Genomic DNA, 21589 nt, shown 5'->3' with positions numbered 1-21589 from the left:
CCGGCATCATGCACGGTGTTGATGCCATCCCACATGCGGTTCGTCTGGAATAAGGCGATCAGTCAATATTAAGAAAGTCCAGCGGATATTATCCCTGAAATCGATGAACAGAGAACTGCGCGGTTCCATTGTTCCGCTGGTGACTCCTTTCAGAATCAACAATTCGATAGATTTCGAATGCGTTTCTAGACTGGTAGACTGGCAGATTCGTAATGGAACACACTGCATTTCCGTAGCTGGAACCACCGGTGAGCCCACCTCCCTTTCGCTAGAGGAAAGGGAACAGCTTTTCGAACGGACTGCCGAATTCATTAATGGGCGCGTTCCGTTCATTGCCGGCACGGGAACAAATAATCTTACGGACACTATGCGGCTTACAAAGCGTGCGGAGCGCATCGGGGCCGATGCAGCCCTGGTTATTGTGCCATATTATGTCAAACCGTCCCAGGAGGCGCTTTTAAAATATTTTTCCAGGATTGCCCGGTCTGTTTCTCTTCCCCTGATAATATACAATATCCCGGGCAGGACAGCAACCGATATTCTGCCGGAAACTGTTTACAGACTCAACGTGTCGAACAGCAATATAATCGGCATCAAACAGTCCAGCAGGGATATGGATGCAGCAACATCCATATTATCTAAGTGCGGTCCTGATTTTCTGCTATATTCCGGAATAGAATCGCTCTGCTACCCGATGCTTGCAATAGGCGGTGCCGGGCACTTCAGCGCGACTGCAAATATCCTGCCCCGGGAAGTCGCCGCCTTGTACGATTTCGCAGTCTCAGGAAAGTGGAAGAAGGCCATGGAACTTCATTTCAGGCTCTTTCCAATCAACGAGGCAATTTTCTGGGAAACCAATCCTGTTCCGCTGAAAGCAGCCATGGAAATGCTTGGTCTGGCGAACAACATACTCAGGCCGCCGCTGCTGAAACTCCCCGCACGGAAGAGATCAAAACTCAGAGAACTGCTCGAAACGTACGGTCTTAAGAGGGAAGTGATGGTGTGAAATACGTAAGGTTTGTGTTTTCGGGCAAGGAGCATACCGGGACTGCAGAAGGCAAACGCCTGTTTGATGAGACGGGTGGCTATTACTCTGTGGATGAGGTGCGTTTCCTCCCGCCTGTCAGGCCATCAAAAGTAATAGGGCTGGTACTCAACTATAGAGATCATGCGGATGAGCTGGGACTGAGTCCCGGAGAGTCCCCGCTCATTTTCCTCAAGCCGCCGAATACCCTCGTCGGGCATATGGAAAACATAATTTATCCCTCAGGCGCGACCTATGTACATTACGAGGGTGAGCTGGCGGTCGTAATAGGAAGGAAAACGCGTAACGTAAGATCGTCCGATGCTTTGAACTTTGTTCGAGGATACACCGTAGCAAACGATGTCACGGCGAGGGACTTTATCACAAATACATTCAGGCCCCCGGTTAAGGCAAAAGGGTTCGACACATTCTGTCCGCTCGGTCCCTGGGTTGCATCCGCTGAAGATATAGACCTGGACGGAGGGTTGCAGATCAGGACAACCGTCAACGGTGAGGTTAAGCAGGAGGGCAGCACGCTGATGTTCATTCACACTGTCGGTGAGATTGTGGAATTCCTGAGCGCATTCATGACGCTTTATGAGGACGACATCATCCTGACAGGCACGCCAAGGGGTATTTCGCCGATCAAACCGGGCGACGTAGTGGATGTGGACATTGAGGGCATAGGAAGGCTGACCAATCGCGTCGCATCAGAATATTGATCTGCGTGACAGGCAGTTTTATCATTTCAGTGAAAACATAATGTTTTACTATCCCATGTGCTATGCCTCACTATGAAAATAAGCGACTACGAAATTTATCAGCTCGGGAAGGAGGTTGCCAGCGGGCAGACATGGGCTTCTTCTGCTATTGTGGTCAGGGTCACGACATCAGACGGTATTGTGGGTTATGGAGAAGCGGTACCGACATTAAGGGTCGAGCCCGTGGTCTCCTCCCTTAAGGAAGTCGGGAGGGTCTACAAGGGCAGGGATCCGTTTGATGTGGAGCGAAACAGGTGGGAATGGTATAAACACGATTTTTATCTGTCCGAGTCATTTGAGAGCACAACAGCGCTCAGCGCGTTTGATATCGCATGCTGGGACATTATTGGCAAGAGCCTGGGAACACCTCTTCACAGGCTTATCGGCGGGAATTTCAGGGACAAAATAAGGGTATATGCAAATGGATGGTACAGCAACTGCGTCACGCCGGACCAATGGGCGAAAAGGACAAAGGAAATCGTGAAGATGGGATATACGGGCCTGAAATTCGACATATTCGGCCCGTATTTTGACTGGATTGATGAGAATGGAATACGCCAGGCGGTTGAGAGGCTTAAAGCTGTCAGGGATGCCGCCGGAGATAAAGTTGACCTTATGATAGAACACCATGGCAGATTCAATCCAAATTCAGCAATCAGAATTGCAAAGGCGATTGAGCCATTCAATCCACTCTTCGCGGAGGAACCGGTACATCCTGAGGATTTCGACGGCCTGGAGAAGTACAGGAACAGCACCGGCATAAGAGTGGCACTGGGTGAAAGGGTTCTGACAAAACAGCATTTTGTTGCTCTTGCATCACGCGATCTACTGGACTTTTTCCAGGCGGACATAACGAACTGTGGCGGCGTGACAGAGGCAAGGAAGATGGCTGCAATCGCTGAATCTTACGGCATAGAAATGGCATTCCACAACGCTTTCGGGCCGATACAGAATGCAGTGACTATCCAGGTCGATGCGTCAATACCAAATTTCCTTATTCAGGAAGCATTCTACGACTTCTTTCCGGGATGGAAGAGGGATCTCATCGGAAACTCAACGCCTGTCGAGGGAGGGCACTTCAGCGTAAGCAAGAAGCCGGGCCTCGGCATAAGCGTGAATGAAAAAATGCTGGAACAACTCAAGGTGGAGGGACAGGAATATTTCAATCCCGATGAGCCCGTGTGGGTAATAGGCGGTACCTGGAAAAGCTACTGATGCGGCCGTTCAAACTGGTCGTGCCGGAAATCAGTCGAGGCCTATGCTGTTAATCACGCCGCCGGAATTGCCGTCAAGCACGATTACGATCTTTTTTCCCTTATGGTTGAACCTTGCAAACCAGACAGGAGCATGCAGCAGTTCAGGATCCGAAACGTCCATCTGGGTGTCCATTTTCTGCACCATGTGATGCTGTCTGTGCACCTTTTCCGACTGCACCTGGTCGACGTTTGTTTTGGCTGAATTTTTGGCTGAATCCTCGCCTACGTCACCGTTCAGTATCTTTGCAAATTTTGGTATTGCTGTGGTACTGAAGAGCGTCCTCTCCTGGAGTGAAAACTGATAATCCCTTGGCTGGTATTCATTCAACGCCTTCATTGCGACGACCGGAAACTGGTAATTCTGGTCAAGCGAATAAGAGCGTATTGTGTTGCGTCCTCCGCCGAAGCCGCCCATCGCCATTCCGCCGAACATGGCGCCTTCCATCATCCCAGTCCCGAATCCCGAATTCCTTCCTCCTCCGCCGAATGCTCCGCCCATGAGGCCGAAGAGGGCCGCAGTGGTGGCTATACTGCCCACCTCTGCTGCGGCATCGACTGCTGTGTATGCAGTTCTGGCCGAAACAGGCACAATCCAGTAAGGAACGACGCTCAGCGTCATATCTTCGTTTACCGAATCCTCCTCGAGATGTTTTTTGAGCAGTCCGCGGTCCATGATGCTCCTTATATTTTCGAGCGCCTGTTCCTTTGTTGTGAGTTTCAGAGGCAGCATTGTATGCTTTTCCACACCGCGCCATCCTCCTGAACCGAGTGAGACGCTTGAACCGCAGTATTCGCAAGTAACGACCATTTCACCGAACTGCGGCTTGATCGGCGCGCCGCAGCCGGGGCATTTCAGCTCGGTAGCCCCTGCGTCCGCCAGCACTGCCCGGGAATTGTTCTGCGAATCCGCCGGATCTGCGGCGGCAGGTTGCTTCGGCTGCGTAGTGGCAGATGGGACCTTTGTCCCGCATTTGTAGCAGAAAGCTGCATCATCAGGGAGCTGTGCACCGCACTTAAGGCAATACATGCATCAGTCACCTCACAGAGGCTTGCCGCAATTCGGGCAGAATTTCGTTTTCGTCTGTATTTCAAACCCGCAATTTGCACACTTGACAGGCGCTGGTTTCACATCTGCACCGCAGTTGGGGCAGAATTTGCTTCCCGATGGAATGTCTGCGTTGCACCTGGGGCATTTGACTGTCTGCTGGGCCGGTTGCGCCTGCTGCAGCGGAGCACCGCAGTTGGGGCAGAAATTTGTTTGTGTTGTAATCAGCGCACCGCATTTCGGGCACTGCCTTGATGGCTGCATTGCGCCCATCATCTGACCTCCCATCGCATAACCCATGCCGGCTCCGGCTCCAATGCCCACGCCAAGTCCCGCTCCCACACCAGCAACCCCTGAAGGGTTCTTTGCCGCATCCACCATCGCCTGCCCTGCCTGATACTGCATATAATTTACACCCAGCACCGACATTTCGGATCTTGTGTCCACTGCCTTCTGCACGCTGTCCGGCAGGCTTATTGTAAGCCCCGGAACCTTGTTGATTTCAACTCCGTACTGCTGGAAATGGTCCGCGGATGAACCTAGAACCACCTGCTCTATATTGGGAAGATTGGCGGCAAGGTCTGTTATCTTGAGTCCGCTGTCTTTCATCTTTCCTATGGCGGCATATACGAGCAGGACCATCTGCTCCCTCAGCCTGCTCTCCACCTGTTCCATCGTTTCTTCATTGAAAGTGCCTACAAACTGGTTTATGAAATTCTCAGGATTTGACACACGCCATCTGTACTCGCCGAAGACACGGAGACTCACGACGCCAAACAGGGCATCCGTGAATTCATACGGTTCTGTGCTTCCGAATTTGCTGTCAAAAAATCTCTTCTGCAGATAGTAAACTTCGGCCTGCTGCTGGACACCTGTGAAAAATTTTAGGAGCGGTCCGACTATCGGCGCGTTGAAATCAGTCAGCGCGTATCTGTTCGGCTTGTCAAAATATGCAAGTACCTTCCCATCTCTGTAGAAAACCGCAATTTCATCCTCCCTTACGACGATATTGTCGTTGAGCCTTATAAGGCGCGGGACCTTCCACATAACATTGTCCTGCTTGAACTGAGTTTCCCAGGCAATGGTTATCGAGCCAGCAACGCTTCCGCCGGAATACGGTATTTCTTTTGATTTTTTACCGAACATTTGTCTCACACGACCTTTATGTTTTCAACAGCTGTCATCCGCGCGTTCCATTTCCCCTTTATCTCATCAACTTCCCCGGACAGAAGCGTTATTCTCGCAACAAGCTCGTTCCCGGTGAGCGAACTTAAGGGGAATGCGGCAACATCCGAGGAAAATTTTGATGCGGAAGATATGAATGCATAGTCGTAGTCATACAGTGATTCAAGCTTCGACTGATCCATCCTTATCGCGGGGGAGATGCCTGAGTAGCCCTGTTCAGCATGGATAATCTCACCTTCGAGCAGCTGCAGCTTGGAGAGCAGCGATGCCACGGGCTGGAGGGAACCGTAGTCTCCCCTTGCCGCAATAGCTGATCTTGCGCTCCTGATGCTGCTCTCACCTGACTGGAGCAGCGACGCAACCTGTCTGCGAAGAAGTTCATCTGCAACCCTAAGATCTTCAAGCTGCCTGTATCCTCTGAAACCGGGAACCAGCAGCTGTATTTTTTTAAGCAGTCCTCTGCTTTCGTTTACCCTGTTCCTGATGTCAGTTCCGCCGTCCATCTGTTTCGGCCGTCTATTTTATTCCGAATATTTGATTGTTGAGCCGCTGCAATCGTATTTCGTAGTCCCAATTCCGTTCCCCCCAGGGTGAAATCAGGCGCTCTGTACGGAGACACCGGTTCTGGCCCCGTAAAAGAAATGGCGTTCAAGAGCCTGGAATCAGCTCGTTTCCGCGGTTCGCAGGATATGTTTAATCCTATGTAACGCCATTATCGCTGTCAACCAACTGTATTTTAACGGTTGGGCGGAGCTGTGTCAATGAAAAGCATGGCAAGAAGACAAACGGTTAAGCATTACATCAACGGAAGTTTCGTCAGCAACAGGAACGGTAGCTCATTTGCAGACTTAAGTCCAATTGACAATTCGGTCATCGCACAGGTTTCGGCCGGAGACATTGCCGATATCGACGAGGCTGTCGCAGCTGCCGCGAACGCATTCCAAGGTGAATGGAGCAGAATTCTACCGGTGGACAGATCCAATGTACTCATGGAAATTGCTGAGGGAATTGAGGCCAATTCTGAGGAACTTGCTGAAATCGAGACGCTTGACACAGGCATACCCATAAGGCAGACGAAGGGGCAGATTGCGAGGGCAGCGGAAAATTTCAGATTCTTTGCCGGGATGGCAACGAAGATTTCCGGCCACTCTTTCCCGTTCAGGGGACAGTTCCTGAACTATACGGAAAAGAGACCTGCCGGCGTCGCGGGCCTCATAACGCCCTGGAATACCCCGCTGATGCTCGAGACATGGAAAATCGCTCCATGTCTTGCAGCAGGAGACACCTGCGTCCTGAAGCCGGCCGAATGGTCTCCCCTGAGTGCGTCGAAACTTGCGGAGATAATCAGCAGGACATCGCTGCCGGTGGGTGCGTTCAATGTTGTCCAAGGCCTTGGCGAGACAGCCGGATCATCACTGGTTGCAAACAGAAACGTCAGACTAATCTCGTTTACGGGAGAGACAACCACCGGAAAGGAAATTATGAGGAACGGCGCATCCTCCCTCAAGCGTTTCTCGATGGAGCTCGGCGGGAAGTCGCCGGCAATCGTATTCGACGACGCCGATATGGACCGCGCACTTGACGCCGTTGTTTTTGGAGTATTTTCCCTCAACGGCGAAAGATGCACTGCAAACTCCAGGCTCCTCCTGCAGGATACAATATATGATGATTTTGTTGAATCGCTGACAGACAGGGTGAATGCAATAGAAGTAGGTGACCCCTTCGATGAGGAAACGGAACTGGGCCCGCTAATACATCCGGATCACTGGAAACGCGTTATGTCATATGTCTCCTCGGGAAGGAAAGAGGGTGCCAAACTGCTTGCCGGCGGAAGGAGACCGTCGCAATTCGGAAAAGGGAATTTCCTCGAACCTACCCTCTTCGGAAACGTGGAGCGTAGTATGAAAATAGCCAGGGAGGAGATATTCGGGCCAGTTTTATCCGCCATGAAATTTTCAGACGAGGAGGAGGCAATAGCTGCCGCCAACGATGTCGAGTACGGGCTCGCATCCTATGTCTGGAGCAGAAATGTCGAGAGAGTCCACAGGGTCGCATCCGCACTGGATGTCGGCATGTGCTGGATAAATTCACACAACGTACGGGATTTAAGGACGCCGTTCGGAGGCTCGAAAAGCAGCGGAATCGGAAGGGAAGGCGGAACCTACAGCTTCGACTTTTACATGGAGGAAAAGACTGTCCATGTTGCACTGGGAAACCATAGCATACCTGTTTTTGGCAGGATGTCAGCTAAATAAAGAAAAGCAGGTACCTGTAAGGGAATTCAATTGCCGGCAAGAAGTGGACGGGACTACCTGAGAGACCTTGACAGGACGAAAAGAGAAGTCTGGATAGGCGGCAAGAAAGTGACTACCGGCATAACACAGCACGGCGCCTTCAGGCAAATGGCACTGACCATGTCAAGGCTTTATGACATGCAGTGCGACCCCGAACTCGAGAACGAAATGACTTATATCTCGCCTGAAACCGGCGACAGGGTCGGGATGAGTTTTCTTCAGCCGCTTACGGTGAAGGACATAGAGTCACGCAGGAACATGATGAAGCGATGGGCGGATTTTTCCGGGGGGATGCTTGGAAGAACACCAGACTACCTGAACAGCAGCATCATGGCAATGGCATCGGCATCAGAATTTTTTGCCTCATCCGGCAGAGCATTCGGCGAGAACATCAGGAACTACTACGAATATGTGCGCGAAAACGATCTGCTAATGACGCATACACTCATAAACCCCCAGATCAACAGATCTGTTTCTGTCTCAAAACAGAAGGACCCTTTTCTTGCAGCGCGCATTGTGGAAAAACGAAGCGATGGCATCATTGTTCGAGGTGCAAGGATGCTTGCAACCTTCCCCCTTGCCGATGAAATAATCGTCTTTCCGTCCACCGTGCTGAAGGCAGGATCCGACGACATGCCGTATTCATTTGCATTTGCCCTTCCTGTTGATACACCCGGCTTGAAGTTCATATGCAGGGAGCCTTTCAACTCTGATTCAAAATTCGATCATCCGCTCGCATACAGATTTGAGGAAATGGATGCGGTAGTCCTCTTTGACGATGTGCTTGTTCCGAGTGAGAGGATATTTCTGCTCGAGGATGCCGAAAGGGCAAATGTCCTGCATGAAAGAACGGAAGCAGTTGTGCACATGTCACATCAGGTTGTCATCAGGGAGATTGCAAAGACGGAGTTCATACTTGGTGTCATATCCATGATGGTCGATGCAATAGGACTGGATCAGTTTCAGCACGTCCAGGAGAAGGTTGCAAGGGTCGCGATGATACTGGAAACAATGCGCGCCCTTCTCACGGCTGCTGAGAAGGAGAGCAGTGTAAACAGATGGGGCATAATGACACCACGATTCAAGTATCTCAATGTCGGCAGAAACATCTATCCGCGTGTCTACCCTTCAATCAGGGAGATTATCCAGCAGCTCGGAGCCAGCGGTCTGATGGCCCTCCCCACGGCAGAAGACATGGAGAGCGAGATGAGGGACCACATAGACAAGTATTATCAGGGAAGGAATGCTTCTGCTGAGGAAAAGGTCCGCCTATTCAAGCTTGCATGGGACATTGCGGGCAGCTCATTCGGCTCCAGGCAGGAGATGTATGAACGCTTCTTTTTTGGCGATCCGGTACGCATGGCCAGCGCCTTCTACTCATGGTATGACACATCCGGTTACAGGCAGATGGTGATCGACTTTCTGGAACGTAACAAATGAGGTGAAACGATGGATGAAATCGATATAGTGAGGGCGTCGCACATTGAGTACGCTGTGACCAATCTTGAGGAAGCCAGACGCTACTATGTCGACCTGCTGGGTTTTATCGAGACTGAGTCAGCCGGTGAAAGTATATTCCTTCGCGGGATTGAGGACAGAATCCATCACTGCCTTGTGCTAAGGAAGGGTGACAGTCCCTCGCTGGGTCATATGGCTTTCAGCCTGAGGACTGAGAAGGATGTCGGGAAGGCGAAGAAATTCCTCGATTCCGAGGGACTGGATTTTATTGCCGAAGAGGGGGTGGAGGAGGGACTTGGCGAAACAATACGCTTTCAGGACCCTTTTGGTTTTCCGGTAGAGTTCTTTTACAGCATAGAGAAGGTTGACTGGAAGCTGCAGCATTTCGACGCCTACAGGGGAGGGAAAATTATGAGGATTGATCATTTCAATATACTCACGCCTGATGTTCCTTCTGCGGTGGAATGGTATACAGGCAGATTGAATTTTATTCTCTCCGAGTACACCGTTGACGAGGAGGGGTTTATCCAGTCCGCATGGCTAAGGAGAAAATATTCCAGCCATGATCTGGCGATAATGCGGGGCCAGGGACCGCGTTTCCATCATGCTGGATTCATTGTTTCGGACAGGAGCAGCATACTGGACTGTGCTGACATAATGGCATCCAGGGGTCGTTACGCCAACATTGAGAGGGGACCGGGCAGGCACGGTATCACCAATGCATTTTTCCTTTATCTGAGGGACACAGACAAACACAGGATCGAGCTTTACACGGGAGACTATATGGCTGCTGATCCCGGCCTTCCGCCTGTCAGGTGGAACATCGACGATCCTAGACGCCAGACTTTCTGGGGTACACCGGCACCCGAGAGCTGGCAGAAGGAGGCAAGTGCAGTCTCAAAGATACCAGGACGCAGATCAATGACCGGGTAAAGGTTAATTAGTCGGTTGACCGTCTTTTCGATCTGCAATGTTCTGTATCAAATGCGGTAAGGAGGCCGTAAAAGGGGCTGTATTCTGCAGAGACTGCTATTCCCAGGGAGAGCCGATAGCAACTGTCCCCGCATCAGCCAGCTTTGATGTATGCCCTTCCTGCGGGCGGGTCAAAAACGGTGCGCACTGGGTAGCTGCACCCGACCTCGGGTCATACGTCTGCTCGGATGTCAGGAAGAGCATTGTTCTGCCGAGAGGGGCTAAAATTGTGTCGTACAGCGCAACAGGATTCAGGGACGATCGGCTATCATCCCGGCTGCATATATCGGTCACTGCAGAGAAGGACGGAATGTTGAAAGATGAGCAAAATGACGTCGCTGTTCACATCCGCAGAAACACCTGCCCGACCTGCAGCAGAAGGAGCGGCCATTATTTTGAATCAACAATACAGATCAGGGCGCTGGGGGACGAACGGAAGGAAGTGCTTGCCGGCGCCGCGGATCATGTCAGGAAGCTGGGGGAGGAGCTGGAAAAGCGCGAACCTAATTTTTTCATATCGAGCATAAAGGCAACGAGGGGGGGATTCGACATAAATCTGAGCTCGAGTTCAGCAGGGTATGCCATAGCAAGGAGCACCGCACAGCGATACGGTTCCGGTGTATCCAGAACCCGCACACTGTACGGACAGAAGGACGGTAAAAATATATTCAGAACGACTTATCTCATCCGCGTACCGATGTTTTCTGCGCGTGACTATGTTGAATTCGAGAACAGATTCTACAGAGTCGTTGATACCACAGGAGGAGTTGTTCTCGAATCGATGGAGGACGGAAGACGCTTGAAGGTCCAACCGGCCGAGCTGGAAAGGCTCCGTTTCATCGGCGGCAGGGAAATCGAAAGCACGGCGATCATCACCGCTGCAGGGAAGGGATCTGTTACGGTGATGGAAAGGAATTCAGCCGAGGAAGAAAGCATCAGGTGTGGAGAAAATCTGTCCCGGGGAAAGGAAGTTGGTGTGGTCAGACTCGGCGACAGGCTTTATCTGCTGAAGCCGTCTTAAAATCAGCCTGCATTGAGAAAAAGCGGGCGCTTTCTTTCGGACAGCCCTTCGATAACAGACACCAGATAACGGAGCAGTATTCCTGTGGTGAAGCAGATCAGCGAAAGAACCAGCGGCGAAGCGGACGGTATGCCCAGTTCAATGAAAAACAGCAGGAGCAGAGACGATCCAAGAAGCGCTGCAAGCAACGATGAAAGGCTCCTGTAGAATATATATGCAACCGCGAAAGCTGCAACTGATAATGCCACCGAATATGCCAGTGAATGTGTCAGTGAAAGAATTATGCCGGCCCCGGTAACGGCTATGGCTGCGGATACAAACAGCCTGGACAGCTTGTAAAAGAGGACAGCAGAAACTACGGGCACTACGATCAGCACGACAAGCCATGCGCCGGAAAGACCGAGGGCGTTGAACAGAAAAAGCGAAAGCGCAAATCCGGCCGCCGCACCGTAGCTGATGAATATCATGTTCCACATCTTTCTACCGGCAATTATCAGGCCGACTGCCAGTGCAAGTATGAAAAGAAGCACGCCAGGATCCGGTCTGGCTCCAATATCCTTCGACAGGAGCGAAGCAATGCTCCACGGAGAAAACGAACCGTACACCGCACTCAGGATTCCGAGTAAATCACCCATCCTCTCCCTCATGAGGAGGAGGGATGAGCCCAATAATAAACTTATTTGAAACGGAGCTTTTCAAGACTGGCGCCGTCGGATCATGAATTGCCAGAATGCCGGAATTCGAATCCAGCTGCTATCTTTGGGAAGTGCCTGTGCCCGCCATTTCTGCAGAAGCCGGGCAAGGCGCAGGTCACTGCTGGCAAATCATTTTTGTGAAAGGACAGAAAGTCCGGGTGATCGGCAGTGTGATATCGGGTCATGAAATTTAAATGATGTCCAGAAGTTCTCTGAAATTCTTTATGGCGTGTCCCTTTGCTTCTGATTCATAACCGTTCGAATTGGCCGGTTTGCCGCAGAACAGAACCGTCTCCATTCCTGCTGTTCTTGCGCCAATAATGTCGTTTCTGATGTCGTCTCCCACGAAGAGCGTCTCGCCTGGAAGCGCACCGAGTCTGCTCAGAGCAAATTTAAAAATTCTGATGTCCGGTTTACGGAATCCAACCTCCGAGGAAACAACTACTGCATCGAAGAATCTGTCAAAATTCTCTTGCGAAAGCCAGTTTCTCAGCGAGGCTCCGTTGTGGTGATTCGAGACAATTCCGAGCTTCTTGCCGCCATTCCTGAGTTCCTTGAGCACATCGGCAAGCCCCCGGGAAGGAAGCTGGTATTTTGATACAATATCCCAGAACAAACCACTCATAGTCTGTGACATCTTTTTTGTCTCTGCTGCAGTAATGTCCGGAAAAAGTTCCGAGGCAACAGCGTAATATTTCTCTGTATCCGGGATGTCCCTGTTTTCTGCGTCTTCAAACGATTTGAATGTTGAGAAAATCCTCCTGCTTGTTTCCGTATATTCACCAAGGTCAACATCTGCGCCATGTTCCCTGACAAATTCGAAAACAGCCAAATTGCCTTCATTCAGTATTTCTTCAAACGGCTTTCGCAGGTACATCATTGTCCCGCCGAAATCGAGCATCACACACTTCAGTACTCTCCGCATATTCCGCTCCACCGAACGTCATCTCCCGAGAACCGCAAACTGGGCATGAACAGTGTTTCCGATTGTTAGTATTCTTTCAGGATCGACGTATCCCAGACTGATTGCAAGCGATACCGCCCTCTGTCCGACGAGATTTACTATCGTTGCATTGACCAGATATTTTTCCAGATTTTCTTCTGCTATTTCCTTCTCGCCGTAGAAGCTCCTGTAGACTTCAATTCTCTTTTCTCCGTCCGAGAATTTACAGCCAAGAATTTCGCTGTCGCACACCGCCAGTATTGTCTCTTTCGGCATCTTGTGGATCTTTATGGAAAACAATAAAATCACTTTTGGACCAGGCCGTAAATACCTGACCTGATTTCGAATAATTCTCCGGCCTTGGACAGTTTCTCCACGAGCCTCTGGGTTTCAGTCTCACTTATATTGTATCTGCCGGATTCGGCGAGTATTTCCTCCAATGATATGCCATCTGCCCCGCCCTTTCTGACAATATCAAGGATGACGCTTACATGGGCCCTCTGGCTGTGGCTCATTTCACCTGCAATCCTGTCTATGTCTCCACCGATAACCTTTGCAAGGTAGTAACCGACAATCCGTATTGCCCTGTCGGCATCCTCTCGCTCAACCGTGGTACTCAGCCGTCCCCTTGCGCTTGCTTCAGACAGTCTCACATATGCTTCAAGCTGCCTCGCCGTTATGGGTACAGATGCGCCCTGCCCTTCGCCCATCTTACGTATTCTGAGATATTCCTCCTGTATGAGCTTTATTGCATCGTCGCTGAGAACCGGATTGATTCTCTTTGCATACGAAACGTATTTCCTCAGGAATTGCCTGTCGAATCGCGGTTCGACAAGTTTGCTCTCCTCCGTAACGGTTTCTTCGGAAATGCCTTCAGGCAGTCTCTGGACTTTTCTTTTTTCACCCACTCTGTGCGCCTTGAGAATATGATCCGCTATATTCCTGTCAATTGCGCTGTTAGGTCTGTCCTTGAGGACAAATATCATGTCGAATCTTGAGAGAAGCGCAGGAGGAAGATCGATCTGGTCGGCGATGAGCTGCTCATCCTCGAATCTTCCGTAACGGGGGTTGGCAGCACCCAGTATGGAGCAGCGGGCCTGTAACGTCGCCGTTATGCCCGCCTTTGCGACGGTGATTATCTGGCTCTCCATAATCTGGTGCATTGCGCTCCTGTCGTAGTCTGTCATTTTGTCAAGCTCATCGACGCAGGCTATTCCCTTGTCCGCAAGAACGAGGGCGCCGGCTTCAAGAGTCCATCTCCCTTCGCCGAACTCATCCTTGACAGCTGCAGCTGTGAGTCCGGCGGCGGACGAACTCTTTCCGCTGGCATATATGCCACGCGGTGCAAGCTCGGACATATATCTCAGTAGCTGACTCTTCGCCAGTCCCGGATCGCCTACAAGAAGTATGTGTATATCTCCCCTTATACGCGTACCGTCCTGCATCTCTTTGGATACACCGCTGAACAGTTGCAGCGTGAACGCCTCTTTCTCAAAATCGAAGCCGTATATGGTCGGGGATATCGACGATGCAATCTCGTGCAGTATGTCGCCTCTGGATGCGACTTCCCTTATTTGCTCAATATCCTCCTGCGTGATCTGGATCTCGTCGTATTCATGTTCCCTGTATTCTGCTGAATTGACCTGCAGCATTATATTGAAAAGTGTTGATTTTCCCTGTGGTCCTGTTTTCTGTACACCTGTGAGTGTTCCGTTAAGAATTACCCTGTCACCCGGGGAAATTCTTCCGGTTATGTCGTCCATCAGGTGCCCTTCGAGTCTTTCCGGCTGGGCCCCTCCACGCAACCCCTCCGGTGGCTCCTGCACTTCTATCTTCTGTGTGTCTATGTACGTGCTCTCCTCAGGAATGAGAGTGAACTTCGTGGCCCCTGGTCCCTTGCCGCATTTCGAGCATTCAAGTGGTTCCCTCTGAATCATACCTTCCTGCTCTACGATATTTATCTCATCGCATCGCACGCACTTGAATGCCGCAGAAAGCAGCCTTGGTCGCACTTCCGTGACCTTTCTCACCAGTCCCTCTATACACACAAATTTGCCCAGGTGTTTGCTCCTCAGATACCTGATGTCAATGTGGGAGTCTGCAGGGAGACCGGTTACCCGCAGATTGAGCAAAACGTTCTGGCGTTCAGGTGCCAGCTGGTTCTTTATGGCCTTCTGTGAGGCAAGAAATGACTTTGTCGGATCCTCCAGCAGGAAGACTGCAAAATCCGGGTCGAACCTGTCTATGATGGAAAACTGAACCATCACACTCCGTTCTTCCGGATACTTGTCTGCAAGGATCATTATCTGGCTTCTGAGACCCGTTTCATTGAAGAATTCCTCCCATTTTGCTACGAGTGCCTCCTCGCTGTACTGAATCACTGCAGAATAAGCCATCTGTATCTCACGGGTTCACTGACAGTGAGAAATGACTTGATAGATAAACTTGATCGGCCGATTGCCGAAAACAAAGCATGCGGGCACCTGCATGAGAAGCAGTAGAAATGGCGTTTCCACTGGAACTCTTATGACCCCGGCTCAGGCTATTTCTGTGAATGAACCGGCTTCTGTGGCGACCATGGATCTTCCATGCCTGCATAATCCCACTGTATCGATACCACCTCTGCACTCGTCTCTGCAGATGCATATCTCCCGAGCGGTTCACGATTGAGCTCAATGAAACGCATTCCCCAGGAAAATTTTGAAAGCACTTCTAAGGCCTGATCTCTGAAACCTGAAATAAACAATGCAGCCGCAACAGCTTCGACGCTGCTGAGCTGACACGGCCGCCCGTACATAACCGGATTCGCAGCAACAAGATATGGCAATGCCCTCCTGTAAGGGAATTTGAGGGACGGCATACTTTCCTCTATATTTCGCCAGGAAAAATCAAGAACTGCAATCCCTGATATTTCCATCCTGCTCCTGTCCTCCGCCGACACGGCTTTGGGCGCCCCGGGATCAAGGACAACCGCCTCTGAAGGCAGTGCCGAAATTCTTCGAACTGCAGTTGCAAGATTGAATCTGGCCATTTTCTTTGCAGTGCACTTTTTGGGATCGTCTTCTCCTGCAATATATGCATAAATCCGGGGCACGGAAAAACACAGGCATACGCAATATTTGACCTATTGGCATGAAAATGGTTACGATTAAACTAATGTTGATACGATTTTAGTAAGAACTTCTTTTGCTAAATATTTTAATTTAATTACAATTATATTATTTATCGACTTGATAAACATTTCTGTTCGATGTGAAACATTGGTTAGGAAAAAATATCTTCGGTCAAATTAATTACAGATCACTGGCACTGGATTTTTTTACCGTTTTTCAAGCCAAAATGAAATCAGCCTTATGTCTCTAACAATGTGATTTGACGTGGCAATTAATCAATTCTGTCGGACCTCTCTTTATCCATATTCTGGATCCCAAACCGAATTCGTTGTTCCCAATCGAACACATGTTTTAAATGAGCAATTGCTGATAACCGAACTGCGAGGGGACGAGTATAGTAAGCAAGACCACGTCTTCGTGGGTAGCAATAGCTGTTGCTTTCTGCAATCTCAGCTGGAGGAGGCTGACGATTTCAGGCTTCGATTACAGCCCGGCTGTTGCCCTGCGCGCCTTTGCAAAAAAAAGAGGGGGAGGTTATATTTTGCCACTTTGGGACCCATTGTGAATTACAAATCTATGTGCCGTTTGACAAACCTTTTCTAAGTTCAGTAATAGCGATGCTTTCCGAAACCGAGACTGATGCCGTAAATTCAGTCGCGGCCCTTTCACGCTCATTTTTTTGCATAAGTGCTCTGCCGTACTCTTCATGGCATTCAGAAATGAGTTCTGCATTCCCTGAAGTGGTCGCAAATCTAATGGCCGCAAGGAATCTTTTTTCTGCTTCGTTCCAGCTTCCTCTGTAGGTTGTGTAAATTGCCATTACAAGTTCATTGTATGCGAGAAGATAAGTGTCAAATCCCTCTTTGAGTGCATTATTAATTGAGTCAACAGCCTGCCTTGCAATTTCATACTTGCCGAGTTTAGCATTTGCATAGGCGAAATTGAGAATACCTATGCATTCTGAATATTTGTTTTTATCTTCTCTTGAGATAGTTATTGCTTTTCTCAGATAATTTACTGCCTCATCATATTTCTTTGTCATTATAAGCATCGCGCCAAGGTTATTCAATATCTTTGTCTGACTCTCTTTATCCTCAAGAGCCTCAAAAAATTCAAGCGCATTCTTCCAGTAGTTCTCCGCTGTATCGTAATTCTTCGTCAGAGAATGAAGTATGCCAAGGTTAGCCTTAGCTTTGGCAACTCCCATCATGTGCCTGATGTGGAAGAACTTGTCTTTGCTCTGCTCAAACATCATCATGGCCTGCTTGTAATCTCCCATTTTCAACAAGACGCCACCTGCATATCTCAGACTGTCAGCCTCCCTGGATACCTCACCTATCCTGTTGAATGCGTCAGTTGCGTTTATGAAATATTTCAGCGATGATTCAAGTTCTCCCCTGGCATTCTCCACCCTCCCCATCAGTATCGAGGCTTCACCGACAAAAAAAGTGCTTTTGAGTTCCTCCGCTCTTTTGTGCAAATCCATTGCATACATGAGTGCGCTGTCATACCTTCCATTGCCCAGGCAGAGATCAGAAAGTGCCATGAGTGTCTGGGGCATCATCGAAATTGAATCGTCCCTCTTCAGCGCATCCAGTCTCCTGAGCAAGGAAACATGTTCCTGCTCTGCATCCGACAGGTTCAGGAGTTCCGATGGATTCTCATATATTCTTCTTCCCTTTTCCGTAAATGCGTACACAACATAATCTGAATCTTTCTTGTCGCCTCTTTCCTCTTTTACCCATCCCAGATCTATTAGTGAGTTTATATATTCCAGCAGCCTTTTTTCTGGCAATTTTTGTATATTTCCCTCTGCCATTCGCTGTCTCGTTTCCCTCGAGACAATAACGTTTATCAGCGCCCTGCAGCCAAACTCTATGTCGTACGCCATTTGGATAAAAAGTCGCATGCTCCAGTATTTAAGTTTGCCATCTTAGTTCATAATATGATAATATTGACAGCCGGACCCTGGCAAATCACCGTCCGCGTTCCTTTTTGTGCTGCCGGAATGCAAGGACACCCTATCCCCAGGCCCAACCGCAGGCTGATTTACGTGTTCATCCGGACGTCTACAAACTTTTTTATGTATTTCGCAAATATGTCAATTTCAATATTTACCCTGTCTCCTACTTCCCTTACGCCAAACGTGGTCCTCCTTCTGGTTTCCGGAATTAGATACAGGCTGAATCTGCTCTCTGAAACATCCGCGGGAGTGAGGCTTACGCCGTCAACGGCAACGAATCCCTTCTCTGAAATCATCGAGCCTATATTCTTCTGGACCCGGACTGTCATCCGGACAGAGCCGCCCTCATTCTCTATCTCCGATATTTTCCCGGTTCCGTCTATGTGACCGGCGACGAGATGTCCTCCAATCAGGTCCGCACTTCTCATACTCCTTTCAAAGTTTACCACGTCGCCCTTTGTGATCTCCCCCAGATTCGTCTTTCTGAGTGTTTCGGCAATCACGTCGAATGAAACTGTATCCTTCCTGACTGAAGCCGCAGTGAGGCATGCACCGTTTATGGCGATGCTCTCTCCTGTTCTGTAGGCCCTTCCATTGCTCCTGAATCTCACGCTCAGGCGCATGTTTCCTTCCCGCCGATATGCACCGACTACGATCGCAGTTCCTTCCACGATGCCTGTGAACATTCACCCCACCCCCCTTCCCCTGCAATGTCTTTCGTAAATAATTTTACCCGCCTTTACTGTATACATGATATCGCTGATGCCGGCTCTGTGAACGATTGCCGACACAACATCGTTCGTTCCTTCCATTCTTTCTGATTTAAGATCGATCACTACGAGATCTGCCTTGCCTCCCGCCTCTATGCATCCATGACTTCTGCCCCTGCTCATCAGGTTTGCACCGTTTAGCGTCGCCATTTTGAGCACTTCGACGTCTTCGACAGTCCCAGGCTCACCCGAAGCAATATCTGCCACCTTTGACGCGAAATCCATTTCCCTGAACATGTCCGTGGAATTCAGCATGAGGTTGTCTGTTCCCAGCGCAACCGGTATTTTCAATGCCATGAGCTTCCCGACGGGCGGGATGCCGGCTCCAAACAGCGCATTTGATCTCGGGCAGATTACAGATCCTATTGCCTGTTTTGAGATCATGCGGAGATCATCATCATCAGCATGCGTGAGGTGTACAAAAAAATCAGGCTTCAGATGCTCGATTGCCCTCTTTACTTCGCTCTCCCCTGTCATTTTCCTTGATAGTCTGTCAGATCTTATGGTTTCGGCGGCATGTATTCCGGTCATCCTTCCTTTGGCCATTCCGTGTATCTGTTCCATGGCTCCGTCGCTGTATTCGTTGCAGCCGCTCAGTGCTATTCCGTCAAAAGGCTCGAGCCTTTGTCTGCCCTCGTCAATTTCGTCAGTTTCAAGCATCAGGTTTTCCACTATCTCCTTTTCCGAAAAATAGACAGCCGGTCTTCCAAGAAACTGTACCGCAGGCGAAGCAGACGGCAGCGATGCCTTCAATCGTGCTATGATGCTGTAATCCTCCTCATGAAAATCTATGGCACCTGTTATGCCGGATTGCGCCATTTCTGCCAGGGCCGAAGAAACGCTCCTCAGTCTCTCTTCCATACTGTACTTCAGCATGCCAGACCGCTTCAGCCCGCTGACCGGATGCACCATCTCCTCAAGCGTCATTCCTGCGCCTGCATCCTTCAGCGGTGCATCATTTAGGTGCACATGTGCATTTACGAATCCCGGGATGACAACAGTTCCGCGGCCGTCGATTACTCTGCCTATCCCGTTCTTTGAATAATCTGCGTTGCCTGATTCGGCTACATCCGTTATAGTGCCGCCATCAATGAAGATGTCAACAGATTCGAGAAGTTTCAGTTCACACCCCTCAAGCACAGTTGTGTTTTGTATCAGTATACTTTCCTGCGGTTTCTCCACGTCCAGAATCTCAGTCCCCGTTTCAACCGTTTGTCTTCATCATGCCTCTGTCTTCTGCGTGCGGCATGGTTCTCAGTGTTCTGACCATTTCAGCTGCTGCCGCTGTCGCCCTGATGGCATATTCCTCTGCCCTCGCCTCCGCCTGCTCCCATGACACGCCCGGGCCGGTAATACCCAGGGCCACCGGCTTGCCCCGCTTCAGTGCAATGTTCACAATTGCAGCAGCTGTAGTTCTTGCAATGAGGTCATCATGGTCAGTTTCGCCCTTTATTACTGCCCCAAGGGTAATGGCACAGTCAACATCCCTCCTCAGGAGTAGAGTGTCCACGAAGAGTGGCATGTCGAAAACTCCGGGAATCCTGCATGATGCCTTTACCTCCATATGCTGGCGGTCGCATTCCCTTACCGCAGCCTCAAACATCCTGGAGGTTATGTCTTCATTAAACGTCGAGCAGACAATTGCTGCCCGGATATCTTCCCGCTTCCCTTTCATCAATTTTTCCTCATTGAAGCATCTCGCCCTCGATGATCGGAAGCTTCAGTTCACCGGCAATTCTTCTTGCTTTCTCCAGATCAAGTGATTTGTGCGTGCGGGAGTCAAGCATCTCGCAGACCACTGTAGCCGGTGGCAGTCCAGCAATCCTGGCGAGCCTGATTGAAAGTTCTGTGTGCCCGCGTCTCTCCGCGAGCGAATTCCTTGCCTCAATCAGAAGAGGCACATGGCCGGGAGATTTGAGCTTTGAATAGAACTCACTGTTCGCATCTCTCCCTTCGGCCGCGAGTTTCGCAACATTGCCTATCTGCCTGATTGTCATACATCTTTCGCCGTCACTGACACCGGTGAAGACATCCCTGTGATTGACGGATATGGAGAAGGCAGGTCTGCCGCCGTATGGCGTTCTTGTCTCTATCATGGAAGTGAGATCCGGATATTTTTCATGTGAAAGTTCGAGTATTTCATGCATGAATGGCAGATGTATGTTGGCCGCAACCTCGTTCCCTATTGCAGAGCAAATTAATCCTCCTGCTCTCTCCCTCATTGTTGAAATCATCTCAGGGGTGCACATATAGGCCGACGCAACCATGTCTACCTCGTTCTCTCTCGAAGATGAGTCATGGACAAATATGATGTTTCCCGCTTTCAGCTCCTCTGCTGCTGCCAATATCTGGCTTTCCAGTGGTTCGTGTATCATTTTCACCATATCTGCTAATCAGGCAGGATATAAACATATTACTACAAAATTTGTTGTTACAAATTTACTGGTAATCATTGCTGGAAAGATGCTTATAAAACGGAGATGCTGATTCTCCCGCCCGTGAAATGTTGAAAGGCAAAAAGGTCATTTTAAATTTATTCTATACGGTCTGGGGAGCCACACTTTCCCTGGCTGTGATTTACCTCTCCGGTTTCATCTATGCAGTCGGAACGGCTACGGCCATCCCCTACGTGCTAGGCGGCATCATAACCGGTTCCCTGGTCTTTCCGTTTGCAGCATCTGTCTACTTCTGCAAAACGCCGGCCCGCATCTTGTACTCGCTTCTTATAACAGTTGTCTGCGTCATTCCGGTTTTCTACTATTCTTATAACAATCCGGTTATTGCCGACAACGTTACCATGGTATTTTCGTTTCTGACTATGTCGGGATTACTTTTCACTTCCTCTGTCTATCTCAAATCCTTAGGAATCGGAAAAGTTCTGTCTGTAAATTCGATATTCATGGGACTGGAGAATCTGGTTGTCGTTGCTGTGCTCCTCTCTGTATATCTCATACTGTTCTACAGATATATGCCTCTGATAATTCTTGCGCCTGTCGTGTTCGAATTCACGCTGCTTTTTATTTTGTTTATTGGCTCGCTGATTAAAACTGGAAGAGGTGTAGTGCATTAGGCAGACTTCTGTCTGTGCT

21 protein-coding genes are annotated in these 21589 nt (G+C 49.8%); 8 read left to right on the top strand and 13 right to left on the bottom strand.

Features of this window, described 5'->3' with window-relative positions; genetic code table 11:
- The first annotated feature begins 103 nt into the window (after positions 1–103).
- The 3 genes from dapA to KIS29_06020 all read left to right on the top strand — a co-directional run bounded on the left by dapA (position 104) and on the right by KIS29_06020 (position 3000).
- Positions 104–1006 carry a 4-hydroxy-tetrahydrodipicolinate synthase gene (gene dapA / locus KIS29_06030; GenBank protein ID MBX8639880.1) on the top strand — a complete coding sequence of 301 codons (903 nt, stop codon included), beginning with the start codon at positions 104–106 and terminating at the stop codon, positions 1004–1006.
- The gene (locus KIS29_06025; protein ID MBX8639879.1) at positions 1003–1746 is read left to right on the top strand and encodes a fumarylacetoacetate hydrolase family protein; all 744 of its coding nucleotides are present in this window, start codon (positions 1003–1005) and stop codon (positions 1744–1746) included. The genes dapA and KIS29_06025 overlap by 4 nt, the downstream gene beginning before the upstream one ends.
- Before the next feature lie 72 nt (positions 1747–1818).
- Positions 1819–3000 carry a mandelate racemase/muconate lactonizing enzyme family protein gene (locus KIS29_06020; protein ID MBX8639878.1) on the top strand — a complete coding sequence of 394 codons (1182 nt, stop codon included), beginning with the start codon at positions 1819–1821 and terminating at the stop codon, positions 2998–3000.
- Between the two features lie 30 nt (positions 3001–3030).
- Here KIS29_06020 and KIS29_06015 read toward each other — a convergent pair whose 3' ends face one another.
- The 3 genes from KIS29_06015 to KIS29_06005 are packed head-to-tail and all read right to left on the bottom strand — an operon-like array spanning position 3031 to position 5774.
- On the bottom strand, positions 3031–4068 hold the full coding sequence (locus KIS29_06015; protein ID MBX8639877.1) for a zinc ribbon domain-containing protein: 1038 nt from the start codon (positions 4066–4068) through the stop codon (positions 3031–3033).
- A gap of 12 nt (positions 4069–4080) precedes the next feature.
- Positions 4081–5232, bottom strand: a complete 1152-nt coding sequence (locus KIS29_06010; GenBank protein ID MBX8639876.1) for an SPFH domain-containing protein — start codon at positions 5230–5232, stop codon at positions 4081–4083.
- 5 nt (positions 5233–5237) lie between these two features.
- Positions 5238–5774: a hypothetical protein gene (locus KIS29_06005; GenBank protein MBX8639875.1), complete on the bottom strand. Its 537-nt coding sequence runs from the start codon at positions 5772–5774 to the stop codon at positions 5238–5240.
- 267 nt (positions 5775–6041) lie between these two features.
- On the opposite strand from KIS29_06005, the gene hpaE reads away from it, so the two are divergent.
- From hpaE to KIS29_05985, 4 genes are read left to right on the top strand one after another with little or no spacing between them, the layout of a single operon-like run.
- Positions 6042–7526 carry a 5-carboxymethyl-2-hydroxymuconate semialdehyde dehydrogenase gene (hpaE, locus tag KIS29_06000; protein ID MBX8639874.1) on the top strand — a complete coding sequence of 495 codons (1485 nt, stop codon included), beginning with the start codon at positions 6042–6044 and terminating at the stop codon, positions 7524–7526.
- A gap of 30 nt (positions 7527–7556) precedes the next feature.
- Positions 7557–9005, top strand: coding sequence for a 4-hydroxyphenylacetate 3-monooxygenase, oxygenase component (hpaB, locus tag KIS29_05995; protein MBX8639873.1), 1449 nt, complete (start codon positions 7557–7559; stop codon positions 9003–9005).
- Between the two features lie 9 nt (positions 9006–9014).
- Complete coding sequence (gene hpaD / locus KIS29_05990) at positions 9015–9956, top strand: 3,4-dihydroxyphenylacetate 2,3-dioxygenase (protein MBX8639872.1); 942 nt, start codon at positions 9015–9017, stop codon at positions 9954–9956.
- 37 nt (positions 9957–9993) lie between these two features.
- Positions 9994–11016, top strand: a complete 1023-nt coding sequence (locus KIS29_05985; GenBank protein MBX8639871.1) for a hypothetical protein — start codon at positions 9994–9996, stop codon at positions 11014–11016.
- A gap of 2 nt (positions 11017–11018) precedes the next feature.
- Here KIS29_05985 and KIS29_05980 read toward each other — a convergent pair whose 3' ends face one another.
- From KIS29_05980 to ribB, 10 genes are all read right to left on the bottom strand, one after another.
- A complete protein-coding gene (locus KIS29_05980; protein MBX8639870.1) occupies positions 11019–11684 on the bottom strand; it encodes a hypothetical protein in 666 nt (221 codons plus the stop codon).
- 217 nt (positions 11685–11901) lie between these two features.
- The gene (locus KIS29_05975) at positions 11902–12636 is read right to left on the bottom strand and encodes an HAD family hydrolase (GenBank protein ID MBX8639869.1); all 735 of its coding nucleotides are present in this window, start codon (positions 12634–12636) and stop codon (positions 11902–11904) included.
- An 18-nt stretch (positions 12637–12654) separates the two neighbouring features.
- The gene (locus KIS29_05970) at positions 12655–12930 is read right to left on the bottom strand and encodes a DUF424 family protein (protein ID MBX8639868.1); all 276 of its coding nucleotides are present in this window, start codon (positions 12928–12930) and stop codon (positions 12655–12657) included.
- 29 nt (positions 12931–12959) lie between these two features.
- A complete protein-coding gene (locus tag KIS29_05965; GenBank protein ID MBX8639867.1) occupies positions 12960–15050 on the bottom strand; it encodes a minichromosome maintenance protein MCM in 2091 nt (696 codons plus the stop codon).
- A 146-nt stretch (positions 15051–15196) separates the two neighbouring features.
- Positions 15197–15760, bottom strand: coding sequence for a DUF367 family protein (locus tag KIS29_05960; GenBank protein MBX8639866.1), 564 nt, complete (start codon positions 15758–15760; stop codon positions 15197–15199).
- Between the two features lie 581 nt (positions 15761–16341).
- Entirely contained in the window at positions 16342–17658 is a 1317-nt protein-coding gene (locus KIS29_05955) for a tetratricopeptide repeat protein (protein ID MBX8639865.1), read from the bottom strand.
- A gap of 158 nt (positions 17659–17816) precedes the next feature.
- Complete coding sequence (locus KIS29_05950; GenBank protein MBX8639864.1) at positions 17817–18416, bottom strand: riboflavin synthase; 600 nt, start codon at positions 18414–18416, stop codon at positions 17817–17819.
- Positions 18417–19682: an amidohydrolase family protein gene (locus tag KIS29_05945; protein MBX8639863.1), complete on the bottom strand. Its 1266-nt coding sequence runs from the start codon at positions 19680–19682 to the stop codon at positions 18417–18419.
- A 22-nt stretch (positions 19683–19704) separates the two neighbouring features.
- Positions 19705–20175: a 6,7-dimethyl-8-ribityllumazine synthase gene (gene ribH, locus KIS29_05940; protein ID MBX8639862.1), complete on the bottom strand. Its 471-nt coding sequence runs from the start codon at positions 20173–20175 to the stop codon at positions 19705–19707.
- A gap of 10 nt (positions 20176–20185) precedes the next feature.
- Complete coding sequence (gene ribB / locus KIS29_05935) at positions 20186–20875, bottom strand: 3,4-dihydroxy-2-butanone-4-phosphate synthase (GenBank protein ID MBX8639861.1); 690 nt, start codon at positions 20873–20875, stop codon at positions 20186–20188.
- A 128-nt stretch (positions 20876–21003) separates the two neighbouring features.
- Here ribB and KIS29_05930 point away from each other — a divergent pair, with 128 nt between their 5' ends.
- Positions 21004–21570 (top strand): hypothetical protein, encoded by a 567-nt coding sequence (locus KIS29_05930; protein ID MBX8639860.1) that lies wholly within the window; start codon positions 21004–21006, stop codon positions 21568–21570.
- Positions 21571–21589 lie beyond the last annotated feature (19 nt).

The sequence above is a fragment of the Candidatus Sysuiplasma jiujiangense genome (assembly GCA_019721075.1).
In the GTDB taxonomy this organism is placed as follows: Archaea; Thermoplasmatota; Thermoplasmata; order Sysuiplasmatales; family Sysuiplasmataceae; genus Sysuiplasma; species Sysuiplasma jiujiangense.
The sequence above is the reverse complement of the archived record's forward strand: the minus strand, read 5'-3'. Positions and strand labels throughout refer to the sequence as shown.

Coding starts and splice junctions, on each gene's coding strand:
- dapA (MBX8639880.1), top strand. CDS start 104: ATGAACAGAGAACTGCGCGGTTCCATTGTTCCGCTGGTGACTCCTTTC.
- KIS29_06020 (MBX8639878.1), top strand. CDS start 1,819: ATGAAAATAAGCGACTACGAAATTTATCAGCTCGGGAAGGAGGTTGCC.
- KIS29_06015 (MBX8639877.1), bottom strand. CDS start 4,068: ATGTATTGCCTTAAGTGCGGTGCACAGCTCCCTGATGATGCAGCTTTC.
- KIS29_06010 (MBX8639876.1), bottom strand. CDS start 5,232: ATGTTCGGTAAAAAATCAAAAGAAATACCGTATTCCGGCGGAAGCGTT.
- KIS29_06005 (MBX8639875.1), bottom strand. CDS start 5,774: ATGGACGGCGGAACTGACATCAGGAACAGGGTAAACGAAAGCAGAGGA.
- hpaE (MBX8639874.1), top strand. CDS start 6,042: ATGGCAAGAAGACAAACGGTTAAGCATTACATCAACGGAAGTTTCGTC.
- hpaD (MBX8639872.1), top strand. CDS start 9,015: ATGGATGAAATCGATATAGTGAGGGCGTCGCACATTGAGTACGCTGTG.
- KIS29_05985 (MBX8639871.1), top strand. CDS start 9,994: ATGTTCTGTATCAAATGCGGTAAGGAGGCCGTAAAAGGGGCTGTATTC.
- KIS29_05975 (MBX8639869.1), bottom strand. CDS start 12,636: ATGCGGAGAGTACTGAAGTGTGTGATGCTCGATTTCGGCGGGACAATG.
- KIS29_05970 (MBX8639868.1), bottom strand. CDS start 12,930: ATGCCGAAAGAGACAATACTGGCGGTGTGCGACAGCGAAATTCTTGGC.
- KIS29_05965 (MBX8639867.1), bottom strand. CDS start 15,050: ATGGCTTATTCTGCAGTGATTCAGTACAGCGAGGAGGCACTCGTAGCA.
- KIS29_05955 (MBX8639865.1), bottom strand. CDS start 17,658: ATGGCGTACGACATAGAGTTTGGCTGCAGGGCGCTGATAAACGTTATT.
- KIS29_05950 (MBX8639864.1), bottom strand. CDS start 18,416: ATGTTCACAGGCATCGTGGAAGGAACTGCGATCGTAGTCGGTGCATAT.
- ribH (MBX8639862.1), bottom strand. CDS start 20,175: ATGAAAGGGAAGCGGGAAGATATCCGGGCAGCAATTGTCTGCTCGACG.
- ribB (MBX8639861.1), bottom strand. CDS start 20,875: ATGATACACGAACCACTGGAAAGCCAGATATTGGCAGCAGCAGAGGAG.
- KIS29_05930 (MBX8639860.1), top strand. CDS start 21,004: ATGTTGAAAGGCAAAAAGGTCATTTTAAATTTATTCTATACGGTCTGG.